The sequence below is a fragment of the Alteromonas gracilis genome (genome assembly GCF_043642145.1).
Lineage (GTDB): Bacteria > Pseudomonadota > Gammaproteobacteria > Enterobacterales > Alteromonadaceae > Alteromonas > Alteromonas gracilis_B.
On sequence record NZ_JBHZRZ010000002.1, the window covers coordinates 500,681 to 523,410 of the forward strand.

The following is a 22,730-nucleotide window of genomic DNA, read 5'->3' on the forward strand; positions in this document are numbered from 1 at the left end:
GCGTTTAAGCGATAAAAGCAAACGCCAAGCCGAATGACAGCACGCCGCAAAACACTGGCAACCCTAATGTTTTGTATTTGCGCCATATAAGCGCAGTAACAAGCGTACCTACTAGGGTTGCTACCCAACTGGCCATTGACGGCGATTTAGGGATTAGCGATGCGCCTAACATTGCGGCTATCATAAGCGGCCCTAAAACACTTAGCCATGTGGGTAAGCGCGCCTCGGTATTGTTTGCTTCGTGTTTATTAAAATGTCGTTGTGTCCAGAGTAACGGCCCAACACGCAGGGCGTAAGTACCCACCGCTGCAACAATAATAGCTATCCAGATATCAGTTTGCATGAGACTGCTTCCTTTCAACGTGCGATGTAAGTGCATAAAATGTCAAAGCGCCACACAACGCCGCTAACGGAATGGCCGCATTTTTGAATGAGCCCTGCGCAATGAAAAGTGCAACGGCCATGGTTACTAGCAATGTAAAGCTCCACAGTTTGCTTGAAAACTTGGGGGCTAATAAAACAAGAAATAAGGCGGGCAAAGCAAAAGGCATTACGCTATCAAGCACAGGCCACTTCTGTGTAAGTGAGTTACCTGCAATACCACCCAACGCGGTTCCTGCTATCCAGCTTAACCACGCCACCATTGATACGCCTTTAAACCAGCTTACTTTGCTATCATCTTCCATTGTTGGCAGTCGCGTATGTGCTAGCGCAAAAATTTGGTCGGTTAGACCATGCATCAAATAAGGCCATGCTCTGCTTTTTGGTAAATACGGTACTAGATTTGGCGCATAAACCACGTGGCGCACGTTAACCAGTAAGGTCATGCTTACTGCTAACCACAATGGAGAACCTGATGCCACCATGGCAACTAATAAGAACTGTGACGCTCCGGCATAAATAAATACCGATATTAGGGTAGCTTCTAACGTTGTAAACCCTGCTTGAATTGCAATTACGCCAAACGAGATTGCTACTGGAATATAACCGCCAAGCAGAGGTAAGCCATCAATGATCCCTTGCTTCCATCCACTGCTTTGCTTAGAAGTGCTCATTCCTTTGCCTCTTTGTGATAAACAATGCTAATAAGACAAGTTGCCCATTCATCTTGTGTTTTATAAATGTGGGGTAAATCGGCGTTAAACGTCACGCTTTGGCCAGGGCGCAAAACCCGAGTAGTGCCAACATTACCAGCTTCTAGCGTACCGCTTACCACGGTTATGGTTTCTTGCGTGCCTGTGGCATGCGCCTCGGCTTCGCGAAATGTTTCTGGTGCTACAGACATCCAGTACGCATCCACATTGGGTGTTCCTTTGCCCTGCTCAATCAAACGAACCTCAACACCATTTTCGCCAACGCTTGCGCTTAAAGGCTGCACCAGTTCGCCAAATGGCACATCAAGCTGTTTAGCCAGTCGCCAAATAGTGTCTAACGTTGGGTTGCCGTTGCCTTGCTCTAGTCTTGAAAGATTAGATTTAGCAATACCCGCACCTGCTGCCAATTGAGACAGAGAGACACCTTTGTCTTGTCTTAATTTCTGTAGATGTCTGCCAAGGGTATTTAGCGTTGATTGATTCAAACTCGGCTCGCTTCAAAATGTTCCATTTAAAGAACGTTCTATATATTGAACAGTTTAAAGTCAAGAAAATTGTTTATTTTTTAATTAAAGAAATGGCATAGGGCCAGTAATGTCGGCCCTAAGATTTGCATCAATTGGCGGTTATGGGAACTCGCTTGCTGGGTGCCATTTTTCGTATGGCAAGTGCTATAGGTTTTTCGAAGAACCGATATGATAGATAAGCTGCAATCACACTTAAGCCGAAAGAAAGTAACAATTTAATCTCAACGGGTAACTGCCACTGATTCACTTTCGTGATTATTGGCAGATGTAATAAGTATAACGAATACGATATCTTCCCGATAAAATCACCAAATCGATTAGCTAACAATACATTGTGATCTGGAACCAAAAACACTGTACAAAAGAAAACCGTACTCATGACCAAAAGCACTTCATAGCTCAACCACATTCTTGACTTATCGGCCGTGGCTACTGGACTAAACTCTGGGTACATCAAAGGTATTAAAAAAAGCGTAAGTAAGAACCCATGTTTTTGCAGGTACGCTGGTATATTTAGACTGCGATATTGCATGCCCAAAATAGCGCCGACAAAAAAGAATGGTAGTGTTCTTAAAACACTGAACTCATTGAATGGGATACCGTTAATATCTCCATAAATTCTGGGGAAATTAGTTAGAAACAACAGAATCATTACGGCCACTATAGAAAGGTAGATGTATCCTGCTCTGTTCTTCGCAAGCGCCCAAAAAATAGTGAAAATAAAATAGAACTGAATCTCAGGTGGAATCGACCACAACACGCTCTCACCGTAAATAAAAAATAAGTGGCCTAGCAGGGTATTTGTATCAGGAATGTTGTAAAGACTGTCATTCCCAGAAGAAGACAATAAATATGAGCTAAACACCACCAGCAAGTACAGCGGTAATACTCTTCCTACCCTTGCCAAAAAATAATGCATAACGGTGGTTTGATTGAAGTCTTTATGCAAATAAAGGTAAGACATCAAAAAACCACTTAACAAGAAAAACAGCATGACACCGTATGCCCCAGCGCCACCCCCCAAAGTCCCTCCAAGCCAATTCGTTACATCGCTAAAATGAGTGAAGAAAACGATGAGCGCCGCTAATGCTCTGAGTGAATTAAGTTTCCTAATTTCCAAAAACTGATGTTCCTTGTATTGTCAGGCACAAACGCCCGTGGTCATTCCCGGGGGCAAATTGCAGTAGTGCTGAGTTAGCGTCAAGCTATTGAATACAAGGAATAATACCAATATGGCAATGAATTTGGGAATTGCTTTAAGGGCTGTTTCGTTTTATAAGGCACACTAACGCCTATTAGCTATTCCCTAAAAGGCGTTATGTAGTGGTATACGAGGGTGAGCACTTTACTGTGCTAATACTCCCACTTTGAAGGTGTACAGCGGTAGCGCGAATGCGCTTCGGCGGTACGCTCGCCACCTTGTTGATCTATCACCTCGCAAATCTCGGTGGTTTGCACATTGTCACGCGCAGTAGTTCGCCCCCACACCGACACCATACCAGACACGACGTCGCTACAGCCTTTAGCTACTTCAAACGCATGAATGGTATTGCGCTCAAAATAGGTAAAATTATTGCCATTAGGCGATTTTTGAATAAACCAGCTGGGCAGATCGGTATCTTCGTGAGCATCAACAATAAATGAGTTGTCTTCGTGATTATGTTCGAACAAAGCACTATCGGTGTGCGCAGCAAAAAAGCGATTTTCCGTTCCACAAGACGGCGCCGTTAATGGCAAATAAAACTCTTGAGGGTGATGGTAGTGATAAGGGTAGAAGGTATCTTGAAGCTGTATAGTCATACCAATTTCTGCGCCCACCGTTTCGCCGTCAATTGACTTAATACGCAGCAGCCCCCACGGCCCCATAACCTCGGCGTAAGTGTAACCACCACGAAAACGAGCATTGTGAGCTTTTTCTGCATCGGCGTAGAAAGGCAGCCACCCAACAGCGGCCCATAATTCCGGCAATGCGTTAGCGGTAATGTCGGCACTTAAATAATCTGGCATCTGGCTGTTTGTTACAATTGGCCAGAACTCATTGGCTAGGGTTAACCCCGCCTCTTTCAAGTCACCAGTCTTCTTATTGTAGAATTCTGTTAAGGTAGGTCTGTCGAGCCAGCCTGCCACTTTTGAGGTTGTTTTTATCTGCTCATTGGCGGTATATAAATCTAGCGCGTCATAATTTTTTTGGCTGTCGAAGCAGGCTTTTGCAGCTTCGGGATGGGCCAATACCAGGCTCACATGCTTAATCACTTTTTGTATATCGTGATAGTCGGCAGTGCAGTCTCTGGCAATGTTATCGCTGCCGTTATTCGTTTCAGTAATTGCCAATGGGCCCACCTCACACCCTTGATTTTTGGTGAGGATCTCTTTTACTCCTTCCAAATAACTCAGAGTCTGTTGCCATAACACTTGCGATTGTTTTGCTGCTCGCGTGCTGGTATCGATGTTGTCATCGCATACAAAATTTGCTGCAGCACTTAATGATGAAAACAGCAGCAAATGCGCTCCCACTGCATAGCGTTTAACGTATTTATTCATGGCAATTCCCGTCGCAAGTTCACATGCAATTACTGTGATATCAATACGGGGAAGCGATTGGTAGGATCAAGCCAAAGACGAACGCTACCCGCCTTGGCAGCGCGTTTAAATTCAAATGTTAAAATTCAAACAATAGCGTTTACAAAATCGAGCGATGGCTAACGCTCATCGGCCTCGATTAAAATCTTCCGATTCAATTTCTAAAATGCTCGAGCGCCGGTAAATGGGTTGTAGTTGCTCAAAGTACTCTTCGTGCACTTGCGAATCACTCAATGAATATATGCCATCTTGACAGTAAATCCCTTGCGCTAAAAGGCTGATGCACTCTTGCCTACTAAGCTCCCCAAAAGACTCTGGATCAGAACTTGTACAACCAGTAAGCATCAACGCAAGCGAGCTAAACATAGATACAAGAGTTAGCCTATTCTTTATAGTTTTCTTTTTACTCTGCATAAACGCCCAATCCTTTTTTGCTTACTAATTACTCTAGACATAAACTAATCATTTTAGTTTCGACACTGTTTTGGAATTAAACCTTTTCATTTGTCATTTCTTAATAAGCCTGCGAGACATTAATAGAGCAAAAGCGATTAAACCTACACCAGCAGGTTCAGGGACTGAAATAGCAGCTAGGCTCGATGAGGTAAAGCAAGCGCAAACGTAAAAAACTCCCCCCCCAGAGCTCCACAAATAACTATTCTATTTAGAAGTGTTACTTAAGGTTTGCACAAAAATAGCACCTGAATCCTCGCCTGAGCCATCGTGATGTGGTGAAGCAATCACTGCCAAGTCTCCAGACAAATCCACATTCCAGCCAAACCTATCATTAGGAAGGCTCAATTTTGCAGTAATTTTCGAATTAAAACTCCAGCCCTCGGCCGTATTCTTGAAAACATAAATTGCCCCAGTATCGGCACCATTAGCATCATGGTTCATGGCGCTTATAATGGCCATATTTCCATCTAAGGCTACACCTCGCCCAAATCGGTCGTCAGCTTTGCCATCTGGCGATGTCAATTTGGCTTTTTGCGCCCATGTCGTGCCACTGCGCTCAAAAATATAGGCGGAACCCGCATCAACACCAATCCCTTCAACATCATCTCGTCGCGCCGACACTATCGCGATGTCTTCAGAGATAGCAACTCTCACACCAAATATATCGGTCTTTCCACCATCGGCTGCCACCAGCTTAGCTTCTTGCTTCCATTGACTGTCGCTTAATCTAAAAACATAAACAGCTCCAGCATTTTCCGCTATCTCGTCATGCAAATCAGCACCGACAATAATAGTGTCATCGTCAATGGCCACACTAACACCAAATAAATCCCCCGCTAAGCCATCGCTGGCAACAATTTTAGCCTGATAACGCCACGCATTTTGCTCTCGTTTAAATATGTAAGCAGCCCCAGCGTCGTTACCAAGCGTGTCGTTTTTAGGAGCCCCAACAACAAGATATTTATCTGTAAGCGATATACTTTGGCCAAACGCATCCCCAGCATTTGCGTCAGGTGCTGTAATTATCTGTGTTTGGGCCCAAACCTTTTTATCACGTTCAAACGCAATAACTGCCCCTGAGTCCTTCCCCTTGTCATCCCTCATCATCACACCCAACATTGCAGTATCTTTGCTCAGTGCTACGTTTCCACCCAATGTATCTTCTGCGAAATGTGGGTTTGCTACCAGTTTAGCTTCTTGCGTCCAGCCATGGTCACCAAGTACGTAAACGTATGCTGCACCAGCATCTGCCACCCCTTCAATATCAGCTTTATAAGCCCCTACCAGTAACGTATTTCCATCTACCACAGCGCTGTAACCAAAATTATCGAACGCTTCGCTATCCTTCGCTAAAATAATTGTCTGACTAGCAAAACATTTGATAGTCACAACCGTTAAGGCCAAGTTGATACAAATTTTACGAATTAAACTTAATCTCATCTGTTTCCTTCCATACTAAAAACCTTAACAGATATTTTTTCTTTCAATTAGGAGGGAGCATTGCCACGCTTGATCATTTTTCCCTAATAGCAATCTACATTAATTTTTCATACAGTATGTAGGGCAACGTCAGATTACAGTTAAAAAAAGACAGATGAAGGTAAACATGTTTCATCTCAAATAAACATTCTGCAGGAATGGTTTTCAAAATACCTTGATAAGAGTTTATCGCTCCATCTTCGTTATCAGCTAAGTTATGGAGTGCCTGTCTCTGAAAAGCGGCGTCAGCTGACCGATATGATTGAATACTTGCCTGCGTGTCATAGGCAATAATGCGTTTGACTTAAGTTCACTAGCTAGTGCTTTCAACGCTTCTACATCTGCTAGCTCTTTGAAAATAGGGTGTCTCGCTTCCATAGTATCAATCAAGTAGTAATTACCTCTGCAACCTGTTGAGGAGTGAACGTTCGTTGCACGAACTCTTGATCAACATCTTCATGAATCCATCCTCCAATTTCACCGCATCCGTTAAGTATAAATAGCACGTCTAACAAGGATATCTTTTTCATAGCACATTCTCTGACAGTTTGATGCGTGAAACATAATCCAATAGATGTGAAAAAGAGGTGAAAGAATAAGTTGCAAACCTTCTTCAACTAAAAAGTTTTTTAGCAAACTCTTTATTTAGTGAGAAAAAAGAAAAATATTCGCACCGCATGATAATACTGGGGCCAACGTAATAAATTACGCCTAATTTTTTTGATAAATATTGGTTGAAAACTAATAAAGCTTTTTTCAAAAAAGTAGTGTTAGTATGAGACATAATTGAAAAAAAATGACAGCGGAACGTCAGCCACATGACTGGAATTTCAGCTTTAATTACAGCCCTATTTTTTCCATATGTCCTTTGGCAACCAGTAAAGAAATTGATGGTAATGGAAAGTGTGTATTACCGAGCACGCTGCATTGAAGTTTTTAGCACTTAAAGTGAGCTTGTATTTCGATAAACTATTTCAGTCTTCTGATTTGGATAACGTTGTTTTTCAGCCGTAAAAAGCCAGATATAAAATTTAAGGAAAAAAATGAAAAAGGCTGCAATATTCTTTTCTCTGTTGACTACTTTAGTGTCAACTTCATCGATGGCAAATTCATTTAGTGAAGTAGATGACTACATTCGCAAAAACAAAGAAATAATCCAGCTCAATTCTGGTACTGCTGTTGCGGTGATAAAAGATGATGAAATTGTTTACGAAGGCTATTTTGGCTATGCAGACATTCAACAGCAAACTCCTGTTGATCAAAATACGGTGTTTTACATTGCATCCATCACTAAAGCTTTCTTTGCGTTGAACACTTTACTTTTAGAGCATAAAGGTAAAGTTGATACCCAAAGAACACTTCACAGTATGTTCCCAGCTGTTCCATTTCAGCCAGCACTTCAAAGCGACCGAGTAACTATTAAAGATCTGCTTCGCCATACCAGTGGAATAGACAATTGGCCTCTTGTTCAAGTTACTGCGTATACCGGGCAGCATGACAACGATTTGCTCTCAAGAATTATTCAAGAGTCATACATCAACCCTAATGCTCCCCTGGGCACATTCCACTACACCAATGTAGGTTACAATATTGTCAGCCACTGGATGGACAATACATTTGAAACTAACTGGCAAACTCAACTCGCAGACAATATTTTCTCACCGCTTAATATGTTTCGCACATCAGCCAGAATAAGCGATGCAAAGAAAAACGATTGGTTACTTGCTCGCGGTTACTCGGTGAAATCACACGAACCAACCGAACCTGTATATTTGACTAAGACTGACGACAGTATGCAGTCAGCAGGCGGCATAATCACAACAGCCAAAGATCTAGCAAATTTTGTGCGCATGCAGGTCAACAAAGGCAAGTTCAATGGAAAACAAGTCTTTCCAGAAGCGGTAATAGAGAAATCTCATCAGTCTTTAGTCAGCCACACAATGTTTGGGTCTAAACAAGAGTATGGATGGGGGTGGTTTTTACGCGACATTTTTGGCGAACGTATTTTAGAGCACCGAGGAGGTTATGCAGGGGCAAGTACCTATGTGTCTTTTATACCCAATCAAAAAGTTGGCTTAGTAGTATTGAGCAACCAAGATAAATGGGGAGGTGACTTGGCATATGCACTTGAGAAAATTGTATACGCAATTGCATTAAACAAGCCGGAAGAAGAGATTAGAAGCTTAGTTGAAAAGCGTCAATTGTATGCACAAGATGCCGCCAAAAAGTTTTACGAAAATAAAACCCTCATTGCGCCAGTTAAAAACAATAATTTAGATACGCAATTTGCCGGCAACTTTGTTCACGATACTTTGGGAAAGATTGCCGTAAGCCAAAAAGAAGACGGAAGTTTTCACTTAGCTTGGGGTAATTTACGAAGTACGTTGTTAAACGGAGAGCAACCAAACGAGCTTAGCATTGAATTTGTACCCGGCCGTAATGAAGAAATTGTGTTTATGGAAGCCTCCAACAAACAGCAATATCTTAAATATCGAGAGTATTACTTTAGGAAGGCCAACTAACAGGTTTTGAGCTAGTAACCTAGAAAGTGCGTCATATGGTCTTTCTTCAATTTGACCTAGAAGCCCACATCAGCTAAAAATAACTCAATACTTATCTAGTTGATTATTCTTTTCGGCTCGTTTTCGCAATTCATGCATCTTTACGCCTATCCTGATGAGAGCAAGGCTACCAGGTTCAGGTATAGCCGTTCTAAGTCTAAAAACATTAACCTCATAGGTAATGTCATCTACTTCCCAATCACTATAGACCTCTTTCATGCAATTTTGATTGTTAGCCAGTGACCTTTCCCTCAAAAGTAACACCATGACTTTGAAAAGATTTCCAATAAACTGGAGACGATAAAAATCTCAACATGACAAAACGTTACAGCGAAGAGCAAATCATCAAGGCAATTAAGCAGCATGAAGCTGGTGCCAAGGTAGACGACATATGCCGTGAAATGGGTATATCGTCCGGTACGTTTTATAACTGGCGAAGCAAATATGCGGGCATGGAAGTCAACGAGGCTAAGCGGCTCAAAGAATTAGAGTTGGAGAACAATAAGCTGAAAAAGATGCTGGCAGACAAAATTTTGGAAGTTGAAGCAATGAAGGGTTTGCTTTCAAAAAAGTGGTGACGCCAGCAGCAAGAAAGCCTGTAGCGCGCTTTTTCCTGCTGAAACCGATAAACCGAGTCACTGATGCCAACTTCGCGACACTCCATCCGCAAACTGGCACCATGCTGCTCTCGCGCATAATTCACAAGTGACGTATGATCGCTGCCTTTACAGCTTTTTTTCAACGATATCTTTGAGTATCCGGTGTTTCAGGCTGAGATCGGCAAACATCGACTTCAGCCGCCCTTTCTCGTCCTCAAGCTCTTTGAGGCGCTTGATGTCCGACGCCTCCACACCACCGTATTAGCTTTCCAGTTGTAGTAGGTGGCATCAGAAATGCCGTATTCACTGCAGACTTCTTTGACCAACCTACCGGCTTCCACTTCCTTCTAGATCTTTACGATCTGCGTTTCTGTGTATCGGGACTTTTCCATAAGGAGTTCTCCTTCTTGGCTCAGTGTGCGACGGAGAATTCTAAAAAGGTATGCCACTAGTTTTTTGGGGTTTACACTCCCTAAAATACAAAATACTATTTTAGTGGGCATTGAGTGCTCAATTTAATTTTACGTAGGGAAACATAATGACATTTTTTAGATTGGTAATATTAACCTTCTTTGTAACACTCTCGTGCAACGCAAACGCAAATCGTATTCAAGATACCCTTTACTTTGAGCTCTCTACCGGGCAAGAAATTAGAGTTGACATCACAGGGGAAACTGGGTTTCCACGCTTTTTGATATATAACGACTCAGGCCACTCTGACACCTATGTTTTTAAAGAATACATTAGAGCGGCGCGTGATAAACAAGGCTATCGTTATGTAGATATAGCTCCCTGTGAGGACTGTTATACCAGCCTTAGTTTAATTCGCAGCGCCTCCTTGCAATTAGCACAGGAATCTGATGAAGCAATTCAGCCATTGGGCAGCGATAGCATAGTGAAAGCGAGTAAATCTGGCGCGGGCAAAGCAAAAGTTAGAGAAGATCGAGAAAGTGATTACTTCAATACCTTTGTAAACTCCGCAATAGTACAGACCGGATCAAGGGTTATTGACACTATTTTCGACTTTATTTCAGATAATAAAAACGCACAAAACTCACCTTACCAAATACTGCGTTCAGAAAATGGATACCCCGTATCATTTCAAGTTGTTGTGGAAGATAAAATAGTGGAAGAGGTAAAAGGCGTAACTTTCACTCGCATTGATGGTGGTTGGGCGGTAGAGTACCCCGCTACTGCTGATACAACTGACCCTAATGAATATAGTAAAAGAGCAGCAATCGAAACCGCAATTACGGCGTTTATTGTAGACTACTCTCAGTCCGTACCCACAACAACTTGTACATCTGGCTATACTGGACCAATTGGATATACAAGGGTGCAAAGAATCTGCTATATTGCTAGATAGTCACTTTTAGACTATCCAATTTTAAAGCTCCATTATTTTTGGGGCTTTCTGTCACCTCACATCCACCATTAAATTTGCATAAACAAGCGTTCCCTCGTTCACCCGACGCGAACACCACCCATAATTGACTAACCTCTCAAAACCATTCAAAGTAAAAGAATTTTTTGTGACATTATTACTCTTTAATTGAGTGCTGATTCGATAACTTTAAACAGTAAGTTGAAAGTGGAAGAGCAAAGGAGACGCAAAGTTGGAAGCACTTTGAGCAATATTAGGGATGGCGGTGGTATTCGGTACTATTGGCGACATAGTTTTATCCGAGTATAAAAAACATTAACGCTGAAGGCTAGGCATAATGGCAGCTGTATTTGAGTCTGGTTGTACGTCTTCCTGATAGGTGTTTTGAAAATATGAAATGAGTTGTCGTCAAGATAAGTAAGTGAACTGAACTGTGGTACTGAAATTCGAAATGAGATTTGTGGAAGTTCTTGCCTCCACATATTGCATGCTCAAGCTCTCGCATGTTTTGTAATTTATGCACCTAAGTCAAAATCTCGTTGGATGGTGTAGTCGTCAATCATAGAGGTTTGTACGGGTTCGAAAACTGGCGGGGCTCGACAATTATTGGAGAGTCTAATTTGTATAAATGCATTATTATCTTGTAGATGATCGTTGGGTCGGTAATACAAGCGATAATTTTGACGTTGGTCTTTCACAAGACTCACACTCGGTAATATCGATGTTGAATACACGGTTGAGCCTCTGCGCCCACGACATACTGCGAGCGTGGTAGGGTTTATCTGAATCTTTGAGATGTTCTGCTAAACTAGGGCTGTTCTTACCACGCTTTGAAGCCGTGACCTCCACACGTAAATTGCTGTTTGGCGCAAACACCCCATACTGCGCCGGTCACCAGAACCGAGTAAGGTTGAGTCTAGGCGGTGGCACCAATGCTGCTAGTTTACTTATGAAATCAATCGGTGAAAAAATACATGTGAAGTTCCGTCTGTATAGGGTTTCTTAAGTTCATACCTCACGTTGCCAGCTCTATGCCCTGCTCACGCTAAGACAGCCAACGCCACCTAAAGAAAATGCGCTTCTTAAGGGAATATTAACTAACCTGCCCCAAAATCCCAAAACCATCAACAAACACGATTAATCGCTATCGTTTTTGCTGTCTACTTCACTGCGATTTACAGTTCCCCACACATCGTCTGGAATCTCTCGGCGAGGCGCTGGTGTTTGCTCGAAGGCAACAGCTTGTTTCTTTTCTTGGTTTGACCACTTCACGCGAATTTTCTTACCGTCTACGACTTTCGCATTGAGTGTTTTAATAGCGTTGTCGGTTTCGTCTTGCATGCTCATTTCAACGAAGCCGAAGCCTTTCGATAAGCCCGTGGCATCATCCATTACAAGGTCACATGATGCTATGGTGCCAAATTCAAAAAACAAGTCTTCAAGGTCTTCTTTTGTGAATGTCTTTGGTAAGTTTCGAACTAATATACTCAAGGTTTTGGCTCTGCTTTAAGGTGGTTTGCACTGTACCTATTGTAGCACGCAGCAGCATGTTTAATAGGGGTATTAACCGCTCACCGGTTATTGCTGAACAAGCGCCCTGAACTACATTAACGCCTAGTCGTTGTTTGCTGATAAGTATCTCGCCAGCATGAAACATTCATCCCAAAAGTTCGTTTAAAAAGCCGATTAAAATGCCCGGGGTCTTGATAGCCCACTGCCCATGCAATTTCTTCTGCACTCTTATCGCTGTGTTTAAGAAACTCTTTCCCCTGCTCTATTCTAAGTTGTTGAATGTAGCCAAGAGGAGTTTCCCCCGTAGCCTCTTTAAACCTGCGTTTAAAAGTGCGTTCGGTCATATTGATGCGCGCCGCCATTTCACCTATCGTCACTTTTTCTGCAAAGTGTATCTCTAACCACTGCTGAATATTTAAAATATCGTCGTCTTGATGATAGGTTTGGTGGTTGAGCGACGTTGCTTCTGACGTAACACCACGGCGAAAGTCTACCAGAAACGCCTGCTCTATAGCCTCCCCCACCGCTTTGCACGACAAACGCGATATTAGAAAGACAATTATTTCTAACGCAGCATTTAGCCCTGCAGAACAATACAGCTCACCCGTGGCAGTAATGAATCTGTCAGACCTAAGGTTTACTTTGGGAAAAGCTCGCGCAAAGTGTGATTGTTTATGCCAGTGAGTGGTGCCCATTCTCTCGTTTAGCAGCCCTGCCTGTGCGAGAAAAAAAGCGCCGGTGGCTGCCGCCATTATTGGAATACCTTTGCCATGCCACTGCCGTAGCTTTGGGTATAGAGCGGCTTGTTGTGCCAGTAATGGTTCCATGTCACCCCACACACTGTGCAGTATTACCAAGTCAGTCTCATCAATATCTGCCAACGCACAGTCTGGGGTAATCGCAAGGCCACTAAACGTTGTCGTAGGATTACCGTCTATTGTCACTAGCTTTACCGTTATCGCGTTTCCTAGCAGTTTATGCTGAAGGTCTGACGCAAATTTCAGCACGTCATGGGTTAAGCCCATGCTAAGCCCCATGGTGTTTTCGCTGGCATATAAGGTTACGTGTTTAAGCATGGTCTTTCCCTGTTCAAGCTCGCTATTTTGATCTCGCCACTTTGGCCCGATTGGCCAATCAAATGTCCCAACTCACACTGTTAACATTATTTTCACAAAATTACTATGAAGTTAGTCACAATTTCGTAGAGATAGAAAAATGCAATTTACTGAAGAGCACAACGCGCTTAGAAAAACCGTTCACGATTTTGTAAATCAAGAGATGGACCCTTTCATTGATGAATGGGAGCACGAAGGCATTGCTCCCCTTCATAGCCTGTTTAAAAAAATGGGGAATTTAGGCCTATTAGGTATACAAAAGCCAGAGACCTACGGCGGCGCGGGTTTAGATTACAGTTACAATCTGGTATTTGCTGAAGAAATAGGTCGAGCGTATGGCGGCTCTATTCCTATGGCTATCGGCGTTCAAACCGATATGGCCACCCCTGCCCTAGCGCGCTTTGGCAGTGATGAACTAAAACGTGAATTTTTAGCGCCCGCTATTGCCGGTGACATGGTTGCATGTATTGGAGTGAGTGAACCTGGAGCGGGGTCAGATGTTGCAGGCTTAAAAACCACAGCCCGTACAGATGGTGACGACTTCATTATTAACGGCACAAAAATGTGGATCACGAATGCCACCCAAGCAGACTGGGTTTGCTTGTTAGCGAACACAAGCGACGGGCAAGTGCACGCTAATAAATCATTAATTATTGTACCACTTAACACCCCAGGCATAACCATTTCAAAGCCGTTAAACAAACTGGGTATGCGCGCCAGCGACACTGGCCAAATTTTCTTCGATGACGTACGCGTTCCAAAGCGCTTTTTAATTGGAGATGAAAACAAAGGCTTCACTATGCAAATGATGCAATTCCAAGAAGAGCGCATGTATGCAGCAGCCAGTGCGCTGAAAGGAATGGAACGCATTATAAGCGACACTATCGAGTGGGCAAAAGACCGACACACATTTGGTCAGCCTGTTATCAACAACCAAACCGTCCATTTCAAATTAGCTGAATTGCAAAGTGAAATTGAGGCTCTACGCGCTTTAACGTGGCAGGCTTGTCAGGATCATATTGAAGGAAAAGATGCTACTTACTTGGCGTCAATTGCAAAACTGAAAAGCGGCCGATTATGGCGACAGGTTACCGATGGCTGCCTTCAGTATTGGGGCGGTATGGGGTTTATGTGGGACAACCCTGTTGCGCGTGCATATCGCGATACCCGAATCCTATCTATTGCAGGCGGAAGCGACGAAATGATGCTCGGGATTATTGCAAAGTACATGGACATTTTCCCAAAACGTAGATAGCGACGTATTTTTATGATGAAAACAGTTCAAGATATGCTGAACAAAAATATGCGGCTACCCGTAATTTGCGCCCCCATGTTTTTAGTTTCTAGCCCAAACTTAGTGATTAACGCGTGTAAAAATGGCGTTGTAGGTAGTTTTCCCGCCTTTAATACTCGCACTCAAGCAGCGTTAGATGAATGGTTGACCACCATCACCGCAGCCTTAGATGAAGAAAAACGAACTAACCCAGCAGCAAAAGTGGCGCCGTACGCTGTGAATCTGGTGGTGCACGCCTCGAACAAGCGCCTTCATGCCGACTTCGAGATAGTCAAAAAGCATAAAGTGCCGTTTGTTATTACCAGCCAAGGTAACCCTAAACCTGTTATTGATGCAGTCCATCAGTGGGGGGGTATTGTCTTTCACGACGTAATAACTGTAGCCCACGCGAGAAAAGCCATTGAAGCTGGCGCAGACGGCCTAATCTTAGTTGCCGCTGGTGCTGGCGGGCACGCAGGAGAGGTAAACCCTTTCGCGCTTCTGCGTGAAGTGAGAGAGTTTTGGCAAGGCCCACTGGTACTTGCTGGCGCTATTAATGATGGTTACGGAATTAGAGCCGCAGAGATTTTAGGCGCTAATTACAGCTATATGGGCACACGCTTTATAGCAACGAACGAAGCCGAAGTTGACCCTGATTACAAAACCATGTTGGTCAACGCCAACGTAAACGACCTTGTGTTTACTGACACCTTCACTGGCGTCAAATGCCACTTCTTAAAACCCTCTGTAACTCGAGCTGGCGTAGACTTAGCGTCGATTGAGGGTAAAGATAATGTCGACTTAGACTTAGGCGGCAGTAACGCGTGGAAAGATATGTGGAGCGCAGGGCATGGCGTAAGTGGTATTCGCTCAGTGATATCAGTACATAGCCTGATAGAACAACTTGAAGGTGAATACAATAAAGCGGCCACAACGCCATTGTTTAATCACGTTGCGGAATATCAATCCGCGCAAGCAGGAAGCTAAGTCATGGCCATTCTTCACTCTACTGTTGACGTTAAAAGTACATCGTTTAGTAACAATTACGCCGCTATGGAAGACGCCGTTGCCGAATTTCGCACTATCGAGCAAAACGTCATTCGAAACGCGCAAGAAAAAGCACCGCGTTACGAAGAAAAAGGGCTACTGTCACCACGCAATCGACTGGCCTTACTGCTTGACCCCAACATGCCGTTTCTTCCCCTTTCAACATTATGTGGATATCTGCAAGAAGGCGACAAAGACGGCAGTGCTGCCGGTGGTGGAGTAATAGCCGGCATTGGTTATGTCGCTAACACTCGCTGTATTGTTATGGTTGATGACTACCTCACTAAAGGTGGCAGCATAACCGAACTTGGTAGCAAAAAGCGGCTGCGCTTGTATCACGTTGCACTTCAGCAAAAATTACCGGTGATAGCGTTATCGCAAAGCGGTGGCGGCGACCTTACTTCGCTGGGTGATTGGTTTGGGTTCTCTGCAGCAGGTTTCGCTATGCAGGCCCGCTTGTCGGCCGCAGGTATTCCGCAAATAACGGTTGTTCATGGCAGTGCCACAGCAGGCGGTGCGTATCAGCCTGGACTGTCAGACTACGTGATTATGATACGCAATCAATCTACAGTGTACCTTGCAGGCCCGCCTTTACTAAAAGCCGCAACAGGGGAAATAGCCACTGACGAAGAAATAGGTGGCGCAGAGATGCACAGTGAGGTTTCTGGCGTAGCAGATTTCATTGCTCAGAGCGATGCCGATGGTATTCGCATTGCCCGTGAAGTTACGGAGATGTTGAACTGGAATAAAGATTTTTCCGAAGCAACAACACCTTGCGATGTTGCCCCTGTTTATACTTCAGATGAATTGCTTGGCATCGTTCCTAAAGACGCCAAGACCCCTTTTAATGTGCGCGAAGTCATTGCCCGTATCGCTGATAAATCGGATTTTGTTGACGTTAAACCCGAGTTTGATATGGGCACCGTGTGCGGATACATGGCCATTGAAGGGCAACCGTGTGGCGTTATAGGCAACAATGCGCCTATTACTGCGAAAGGCGCAGCGAAAGCAGCACAATTTATCCAGTTGTGTGAGCAAGCTGGCACTCCTTTGTTGTTTTTACACAACACCACCGGCTTCTTGGTGGGCACCGAGTCTGAACGCGCAGGCATTATTAAGCACGGCGCAAAACTCATTCAAGCAGTTACCAATGCTACCGTTCCCAAGATAAGCATCGTACTAGCGGGTTCATTTGGCGCAGGGAACTACGCCATGGCTGGACGGGGCATCGAGCCTGACTTTATGTTTTCATGGCCCCGCTCAGTGGTCGCCGTGATGGGCCCTGCCCAAGCTGGTAGCGTGCTGCGCTCCGTTGCTCACGCCAAAATGATGCGAAGCGGTAGCGTAGATGAGGCAAAGCTCACCGCACTAGAGCAACATACCGTCACGGTAATGGAAGCTAAATCACGTGCCCTCGCTAATTCTGCTCGCTTGTGGGATGACGGCATTATAGATCCAAGAGATACCCGCTCTATTGTTGCTTTCGTTCTTTCTATTTGCCAGCACGCTAAAACGAAGCAACTTCACCCTACTAGCTTTGGCGTAGGCAGGCTATAAGCCTCAATTTGACTAAAGAGGACAACAGGATGCCCCACTTAGAATCAATGGTATTCAAAGAAATTACCGCACGACTTACTAACAACGTATTACACATTCAGTTTAACCGTCCGCATAAAAAAAATGCCATGAATTTAACGTTGGTTGAAGAGATTATGCAGTGCTTTGAACGCGTTGAAGATATGAATAATTTACGGGTCGTCGTAATACAAGGAAGCCATGGCAACTTTTGCGCTGGCGGCGATATTTCTGACATGCATTTATCGTCGTTAAGTGAATCTGAACGAGACGACACTATTTGGCACTTCAATCGTAGTTTCGGTCGCATGATTACTCAAGTAAAACACTCTCCCACGCCAGTCATTGCTGCTGTTGAAGGCGCGGTACTTGGCGGCGGTTTTGGCCTAGCTTGTGTAGCAGATATTACCATTGCCTGTGACAGCGCCTTTTTCGCACTTCCTGAAACAGGGTTAGGTGTTATTCCCGCACAAATAGCGCCATTTGTCGCTAGCCGCATTGGGATTGAGCAAACGAAAAGATTGGCACTTACTGGTGAAAAGCTAAATGCCGAACAAGCATTGCGCTTGGGTTTAGTGCATGGCGTTTGTCAAACAAACGCCATTTCCGAACAGGTAAACAAAGAGATTACCCGAATAAAACAATGCGCACCGCAAGCAAACTCAAATACCAAGCGGTTGTTATTGGGATTAACTAACACGCCACTTGAACAGATCCTTGACGGCGCTGCTACGGCGTTTGTTAAGTCGCTGACGTCTGAAGAAGGGGTAGAAGGAACCCAAGCCTTCATTCAAAAACGCAAACCTTCTTGGTGTGAGTGAACACATTATGACGAAAAACATTCAAAAAATACTCATTGCTAATCGCGGCGAAATAGCCTGTCGCATTATTCGAACCGCTCACAAACTAGGCTTTTTTACCGTTGCTATTTATAGCGAGGCAGACCGCAACGCGCTACACGTTCAGCAAGCTGATGAAGCTGTTTTCGTTGGCCCTGCCGATCCTACATCGTCGTATCTTCACAGTGAAAAAGTGATAAACGCTGCAATTCAAACACAGGCAGACGCTATCCACCCTGGGTATGGCTTTTTATCAGAAAATGCTGACTTCGCACGTGCATGTGAAAAAGCTGGCTTAACCTTTATTGGCCCTAACGCAGACGCTATAGCCTTAATGGGTAGCAAGCGCTTGTCAAAAATAGCCATGCTGCAAGCTAATGTTCCCTGTATTCCAGGTTATGAAGGTAGCGACCAAAGTGATGCGGCACTCATAGAAAATGCCAAAAACATTGGCTTTCCTTTAATGGTGAAAGCCAGCGCTGGTGGTGGCGGCAAAGGTATGCGTTTAGTGCATGAAGCCAGTGATTTGGCAGCTCATATTTCTACGGCTCGATCTGAGGCCTTGAACGCATTTGGAAATGACGAACTTATTTTAGAGCGCGCGTTAATTGCGCCTCGGCATATAGAAATTCAAATTTTTGCAGACGGCTGCGGCAACACGCTTTATTTAGGTGAAAGAGATTGCTCAATTCAACGCCGGCATCAAAAAGTGATTGAAGAAGCCCCGTCCCCGTTCGTGGATGAGCAATTGCGCAAACGCATGGGAGAGGCGGCTGTGGCTGCTGCAAAGGCTTGTAACTACTGTGGTGCAGGCACGGTAGAATTTCTAGTTGATAGCGACAAGCAATTTTACTTTTTAGAAATGAACACACGCTTACAGGTAGAACACCCGGTTACAGAGTTAGTGACGGGGCTAGATTTAGTTGAATGGCAACTGCGAGTAGCCTGTGAAGAATCGCTTTCCTTCACACAGCAAGACATTCAAATAAGCGGTCACGCCATTGAAGTGCGCCTGTACGCTGAAGAACCGCGCCAAAACTTCATGCCGCAAACTGGGAAGGTAAAAGTATGGAAACCTGCCACGAACGCTAGAACCGACCACGGCGTTTATCAGAACATGGAAGTAAGCAGTCATTACGACCCCATGCTTGCCAAGATAATTGTTAAAGCTGAAAGCAGGGCGAGCGCGGTTAGAAAAATGGCGAGAGCGCTTCGCGAAACACAGATAATTGGAATAAATACCAATAAACACTTTTTACAAAACCTTGTGCAAAGCCCTGCGTTCTTGGGAAGCAATGTAACAACGGCATTTATTGAGCAACACGCACAAAACGACAACATGAAAGGCAGCCTTTCGCCATCGTTTTCGTTATTAGCGAAAGCTGCGCTGCTGTTTGCGTTAACGCAAAACAAACATGCCAGTACATTGGTTTATGGTAATGCATTAAATAAGCTCACACCCACTTGGCAACATACCATGGGCTTTGCTTACCCCATCATTATTACTTGCAACGATGTCACCGCATCAATGACTGTTACGCCTTTCACTAATCACTATCGAATCTGCGATACAGGTACTAAAACAGAAGTAACACTTACGTTATTAGACTTAACGCCACAAAGCCTAGTAGTAGAAGCAGATAAGTTGCGAAGCACAGCCTCATACTCTGCGAACGGTAATACGCTATTTATTGACGATGGCACAGGTCACTTCACGTTTAGCTGCGTAACGCACAGTAAAGTAGATAGCCAAAAAACACAGGGTACAGCGCAAGTGAATGCAGTGATGGACGGTGTCATCGTTGCTCTTATTGCAGAGCAAGGTGATACCGTTAATGCAGGCGATACGGTGGCCATTATGGAAGCGATGAAAATGGAACACCCCCTTAAAGCAGCCATAAAAGGTACGGTTCACCTTTCTTCAATTACACCTGGCGATCAGGTTAAATCTAAACAAACCATAGCCACCATACTTCAAGCCGATGAGGTTAACCATGAACAAAAATAAGGTTCGTATAGGCGGTGCGTCAGCGTTTTATGGTGACAGTCAGCTTTCTGCAAGGCAGCTGGTTGAAAAAGGTGACATCGATTACCTTGTTTTTGATTACTTAGCCGAAGTGACAATGGCCATTTTAACGCAAGCCAAAGCAAAGAATGAAAAGCTAGGCTATGCCGTCGACTTTGTAACCGTGGCCATGAAAGACGTACTGCAAGACTGTGCACAAAAAGGCATAAAAGTAATTGCAAATGCGGGGGGAGTCAATGTGCCAGCCTGCATAGAATCGCTTAATGCGCTGTGTGCACAGCTCAACCTAAATTTGAATATTGTGGGCGTGTACGGTGATAACTTGCTTAACGAGACGCACCGCGAAACTTTAGCTGAAACTAACACCCATGACCTTGATAATGGCAATGAATTACCTAATACCCTTGCGTCGATGAATGCGTATTTAGGCGCCCAGCCAATTGCCGATGCGTTAGCTGCCGGTGCTGATATTGTGATTACAGGTAGAGTGGTAGACAGCGCGCTCGTGCTTGGGCCCTTAATGCATGAGTTCTCATGGAGCCATGACGATTACAACGCGCTCTCGCAAGGTTCGCTTGCAGGACATTTGCTCGAGTGCGGCGCTCAGTGCACCGGGGGAAACTTTACCGATTGGGAGCAAGTGCCTGACTTTTCAGACATGAGCTACCCCATTGCCGAGGTTGAACCAAGCGGCGAGTTTACTATTGTGATCCCGCCAAACACAGGTGGTCTGGTAACAACCTTCACAGTGGCCGAGCAGCTGTTGTACGAAATTGGCGACCCTGCAAATTATCTTCTACCCGATGTTTGTTGCGACTTTACCCACGTATCTTTAGAGCAAACGCATAGCAACGCCGTGCGTGTGTTTGGTGCAAAAGGCTCAGCGCCTAGTAATTACTATAAAGTCTGCGCAACATACATAGACGGCTATAAACTTACTGGCGCTTTTTTTATTGCAGGCTCTAACGCAAAACAAAAAGCGCTTACCAATATTCATGCGCTGGTTGCACGAACCGAACGCGCGCTCAAAGAGAGAGGTATGCCGCCCTTTAAAGACACCTGTATTGAAATATTAGGCAGCGAAGCAACCTTCGGCCCCCATGCCAATGCAGAGCATACACGAGAGGTCATTGCCAAATTCACACTTCATCACAGTAATAGTAAAGCCCTTTATTTTTGTGCCAGTGAAATGGCGTATTTGGCTACATCGGCTGCGCCTGGAATGGCGGGATTTGGCGCTGGTCGACCTAAGCCGCAACCTCTTATTCGGGTGCACTCGTTTTTCATCAACAAGAATAAGGTTTCGGTTAGTATTCAAAAAAATGACGTCATTGTGGCGCACACTACTTACCAAACTGACGCTGCTCCCATTCAATCGCAGAAAGAAGAATGCCGTTCTGAACCGACTCAAGAAGTACAGCTTGAAAATGAACACTCAGTCTCTCTTCCACTAGTTGAGTTGGTTTGTGCCCGAAGCGGCGACAAAGGTAACAACTTAAACATTGGGGTGATCGCGCGACATCCAAAGCTCTTTCCCTTTTTAAATCGGGCTCTAACTGCTGATGTGGTGAAGCATTTTTTTGCTTATTCAGTAAAAGGAAGTGTTTCTCGGTATGCCCTACCTGGCATTAACAGCTTTAATTTTTTACTCACTGACGCATTAGGAGGCGGCGGCACCGCATCTCTTCGCACTGATAGCCAGGGCAAATCAGCCGCGCAAACGTTATTAACCATGCCTATTAGCGTGCCAGTGTCGTTGATCCCTTTTACCAAACACAAAGGTGAGTGAATGCCCTATCAATCAACCTTAGCAGCAGGAAGCTTTTTAAAACAAACGATTGTTATCACCGGAGGAGGCAGCGGCATAGGACGATGTACTGCCCATGAACTTGCCTCATTAGGTGCAACAGTTATTTTGATTGGCCGAAGTGAAGATAAGCTTATAAACACCACTGCTGAAATCAAAAGCGATGGGGGCACTGCATGTTACTACACGCTTGATATACGTAATGAAGAAGACGTAACACACACCGTAAACGCATTGCTTGAGAAGCATAAACGCGTGCACGGGTTAGTAAACATGGCGGGCGGCCAGTTTCGCGCCCCACTCTCGCACATATCCCAAAACGGCTTTGAACGCGTTATTCAGACTAATTTAATTGGTGGCTTTCTAATGGCGAAAGCCCTATTCAATAAGCACTTCAAGACCCATGGCGGCAATATTGTCAACATTACCGCTGACAACAAAAATGGCATGCCGGGTATGGGACATTCTGGTGCCGCCCGAGCAGGCGTTGAAAACCTCACTAAAACCGCGGCGTGGGAATGGGGTTCATTTGGCGTTAGGGTCAATGCTATTGCGCCTGGGTGGGTAGCATCGTCAGGGCTAGACACCTACCCCGAAGAGATGAAACACGCTATTCAAAACCTGAAACACGCGGTTCCGCTAGGACGAATTGCCAGCGAAGCTGAAATCGCTTCTACGGTGTGCTTTCTACTAAGCAAAGGAGCGAACTTCATCACTGGGCAAACACTATTTGTAGACGGTGGTGCCAGCATGGGGTCGGCTCCAGCACTCTTCCCTTTGCAGAAACTTAATCAGCCTGCCAGCGAAACATGGGATGGCTTCCACAGAAGCATTACACCTGAGGTTTTGCGTTAAC

The 22,730-nt window shown here is 44.6% G+C and carries 19 protein-coding genes and 2 pseudogenes; 10 read left to right on the forward strand and 11 right to left on the reverse strand.

Annotation, left to right across the window (positions count from 1 at the left end):
- Positions 1-4: 4 nt before the first annotated feature.
- The 8 genes from ACHUFN_RS06250 to ACHUFN_RS06285 all read right to left on the reverse strand — a co-directional run bounded on the left by ACHUFN_RS06250 (position 5) and on the right by ACHUFN_RS06285 (position 6,666).
- Complete coding sequence (locus ACHUFN_RS06250; protein ID WP_394221447.1) at positions 5-343, reverse strand: AzlD domain-containing protein; 339 nt, start codon at positions 341-343, stop codon at positions 5-7.
- A complete protein-coding gene (locus ACHUFN_RS06255; RefSeq protein WP_394221448.1) occupies positions 333-1,055 on the reverse strand; it encodes an AzlC family ABC transporter permease in 723 nt (240 codons plus the stop codon). Before ACHUFN_RS06255 ends, ACHUFN_RS06250 begins: the two co-directional genes overlap by 11 nt.
- Entirely contained in the window at positions 1,052-1,579 is a 528-nt protein-coding gene (locus ACHUFN_RS06260; protein WP_394221449.1) for a helix-turn-helix domain-containing protein, read from the reverse strand. Before ACHUFN_RS06260 ends, ACHUFN_RS06255 begins: the two co-directional genes overlap by 4 nt.
- A 130-nt stretch (positions 1,580-1,709) precedes the next feature.
- A complete protein-coding gene (locus ACHUFN_RS06265) occupies positions 1,710-2,741 on the reverse strand; it encodes an acyltransferase family protein (RefSeq protein ID WP_394221450.1) in 1,032 nt (343 codons plus the stop codon).
- Between the two features lie 233 nt (positions 2,742-2,974).
- Positions 2,975-4,162, reverse strand: coding sequence for a dimethylsulfonioproprionate lyase family protein (locus tag ACHUFN_RS06270; protein ID WP_394221452.1), 1,188 nt, complete (start codon positions 4,160-4,162; stop codon positions 2,975-2,977).
- 699 nt (positions 4,163-4,861) lie between these two features.
- On the reverse strand, positions 4,862-6,097 hold the full coding sequence (locus ACHUFN_RS06275) for an FG-GAP repeat protein (RefSeq protein WP_394221453.1): 1,236 nt from the start codon (positions 6,095-6,097) through the stop codon (positions 4,862-4,864).
- A gap of 249 nt (positions 6,098-6,346) precedes the next feature.
- Positions 6,347-6,526, reverse strand: coding sequence for a hypothetical protein (locus tag ACHUFN_RS06280; RefSeq protein ID WP_394221454.1), 180 nt, complete (start codon positions 6,524-6,526; stop codon positions 6,347-6,349).
- On the reverse strand, positions 6,523-6,666 hold the full coding sequence (locus ACHUFN_RS06285) for a hypothetical protein (protein ID WP_394221455.1): 144 nt from the start codon (positions 6,664-6,666) through the stop codon (positions 6,523-6,525). Before ACHUFN_RS06285 ends, ACHUFN_RS06280 begins: the two co-directional genes overlap by 4 nt.
- Before the next feature lie 513 nt (positions 6,667-7,179).
- Here ACHUFN_RS06285 and ACHUFN_RS06290 point away from each other — a divergent pair.
- Both ACHUFN_RS06290 and ACHUFN_RS06295 read left to right on the forward strand, forming a co-directional pair.
- Positions 7,180-8,658 carry a serine hydrolase domain-containing protein gene (locus ACHUFN_RS06290; RefSeq protein ID WP_394221456.1) on the forward strand — a complete coding sequence of 493 codons (1,479 nt, stop codon included), beginning with the start codon at positions 7,180-7,182 and terminating at the stop codon, positions 8,656-8,658.
- Positions 8,659-9,011: 353 nt separating this feature from the next.
- Positions 9,012-9,269, forward strand: a pseudogene (locus ACHUFN_RS06295) (transposase); the annotation flags it as partial.
- 38 nt (positions 9,270-9,307) lie between these two features.
- Here ACHUFN_RS06295 and ACHUFN_RS06300 read toward each other — a convergent pair.
- Positions 9,308-9,637, reverse strand: a pseudogene (locus tag ACHUFN_RS06300) (transposase); the annotation flags it as partial.
- A 197-nt stretch (positions 9,638-9,834) separates the two neighbouring features.
- Here ACHUFN_RS06300 and ACHUFN_RS06305 point away from each other — a divergent pair.
- Positions 9,835-10,662, forward strand: a complete 828-nt coding sequence (locus ACHUFN_RS06305; RefSeq protein ID WP_394221457.1) for a hypothetical protein — start codon at positions 9,835-9,837, stop codon at positions 10,660-10,662.
- 1,155 nt (positions 10,663-11,817) lie between these two features.
- On the opposite strand, the gene ACHUFN_RS06310 is transcribed toward ACHUFN_RS06305, so the two are convergent.
- Together ACHUFN_RS06310 and ACHUFN_RS06315 are read right to left on the reverse strand one after the other, a co-directional pair.
- Positions 11,818-12,171, reverse strand: coding sequence for an RNA recognition motif domain-containing protein (locus ACHUFN_RS06310; RefSeq protein ID WP_394221458.1), 354 nt, complete (start codon positions 12,169-12,171; stop codon positions 11,818-11,820).
- Positions 12,172-12,287: 116 nt separating this feature from the next.
- A complete protein-coding gene (locus tag ACHUFN_RS06315; protein ID WP_394221459.1) occupies positions 12,288-13,268 on the reverse strand; it encodes a GlxA family transcriptional regulator in 981 nt (326 codons plus the stop codon).
- 139 nt (positions 13,269-13,407) lie between these two features.
- Between ACHUFN_RS06315 and ACHUFN_RS06320 the strand changes: the two genes are divergently transcribed.
- Genes ACHUFN_RS06320 through ACHUFN_RS06350 form a run of 7 tightly spaced genes read left to right on the forward strand, consistent with a single transcriptional unit; the run spans position 13,408 to position 22,729 of the window.
- Positions 13,408-14,562, forward strand: coding sequence for an acyl-CoA dehydrogenase family protein (locus ACHUFN_RS06320; protein ID WP_394221460.1), 1,155 nt, complete (start codon positions 13,408-13,410; stop codon positions 14,560-14,562).
- 15 nt (positions 14,563-14,577) lie between these two features.
- Entirely contained in the window at positions 14,578-15,567 is a 990-nt protein-coding gene (locus ACHUFN_RS06325) for an NAD(P)H-dependent flavin oxidoreductase (RefSeq protein WP_394221602.1), read from the forward strand.
- A 3-nt stretch (positions 15,568-15,570) separates the two neighbouring features.
- Positions 15,571-17,184 carry an acyl-CoA carboxylase subunit beta gene (locus tag ACHUFN_RS06330; RefSeq protein WP_394221461.1) on the forward strand — a complete coding sequence of 538 codons (1,614 nt, stop codon included), beginning with the start codon at positions 15,571-15,573 and terminating at the stop codon, positions 17,182-17,184.
- Between the two features lie 29 nt (positions 17,185-17,213).
- Positions 17,214-18,023, forward strand: a complete 810-nt coding sequence (locus ACHUFN_RS06335) for an enoyl-CoA hydratase/isomerase family protein (protein WP_394221462.1) — start codon at positions 17,214-17,216, stop codon at positions 18,021-18,023.
- Between the two features lie 7 nt (positions 18,024-18,030).
- A complete protein-coding gene (locus ACHUFN_RS06340; RefSeq protein WP_394221463.1) occupies positions 18,031-20,049 on the forward strand; it encodes an acetyl/propionyl/methylcrotonyl-CoA carboxylase subunit alpha in 2,019 nt (672 codons plus the stop codon).
- Positions 20,036-21,856, forward strand: coding sequence for an acyclic terpene utilization AtuA family protein (locus ACHUFN_RS06345; RefSeq protein ID WP_394221464.1), 1,821 nt, complete (start codon positions 20,036-20,038; stop codon positions 21,854-21,856). Before ACHUFN_RS06340 ends, ACHUFN_RS06345 begins: the two co-directional genes overlap by 14 nt.
- Positions 21,857-22,729, forward strand: coding sequence for an SDR family oxidoreductase (locus ACHUFN_RS06350; RefSeq protein ID WP_394221465.1), 873 nt, complete (start codon positions 21,857-21,859; stop codon positions 22,727-22,729). It abuts the gene before it with no gap.
- Position 22,730 lies beyond the last annotated feature (1 nt).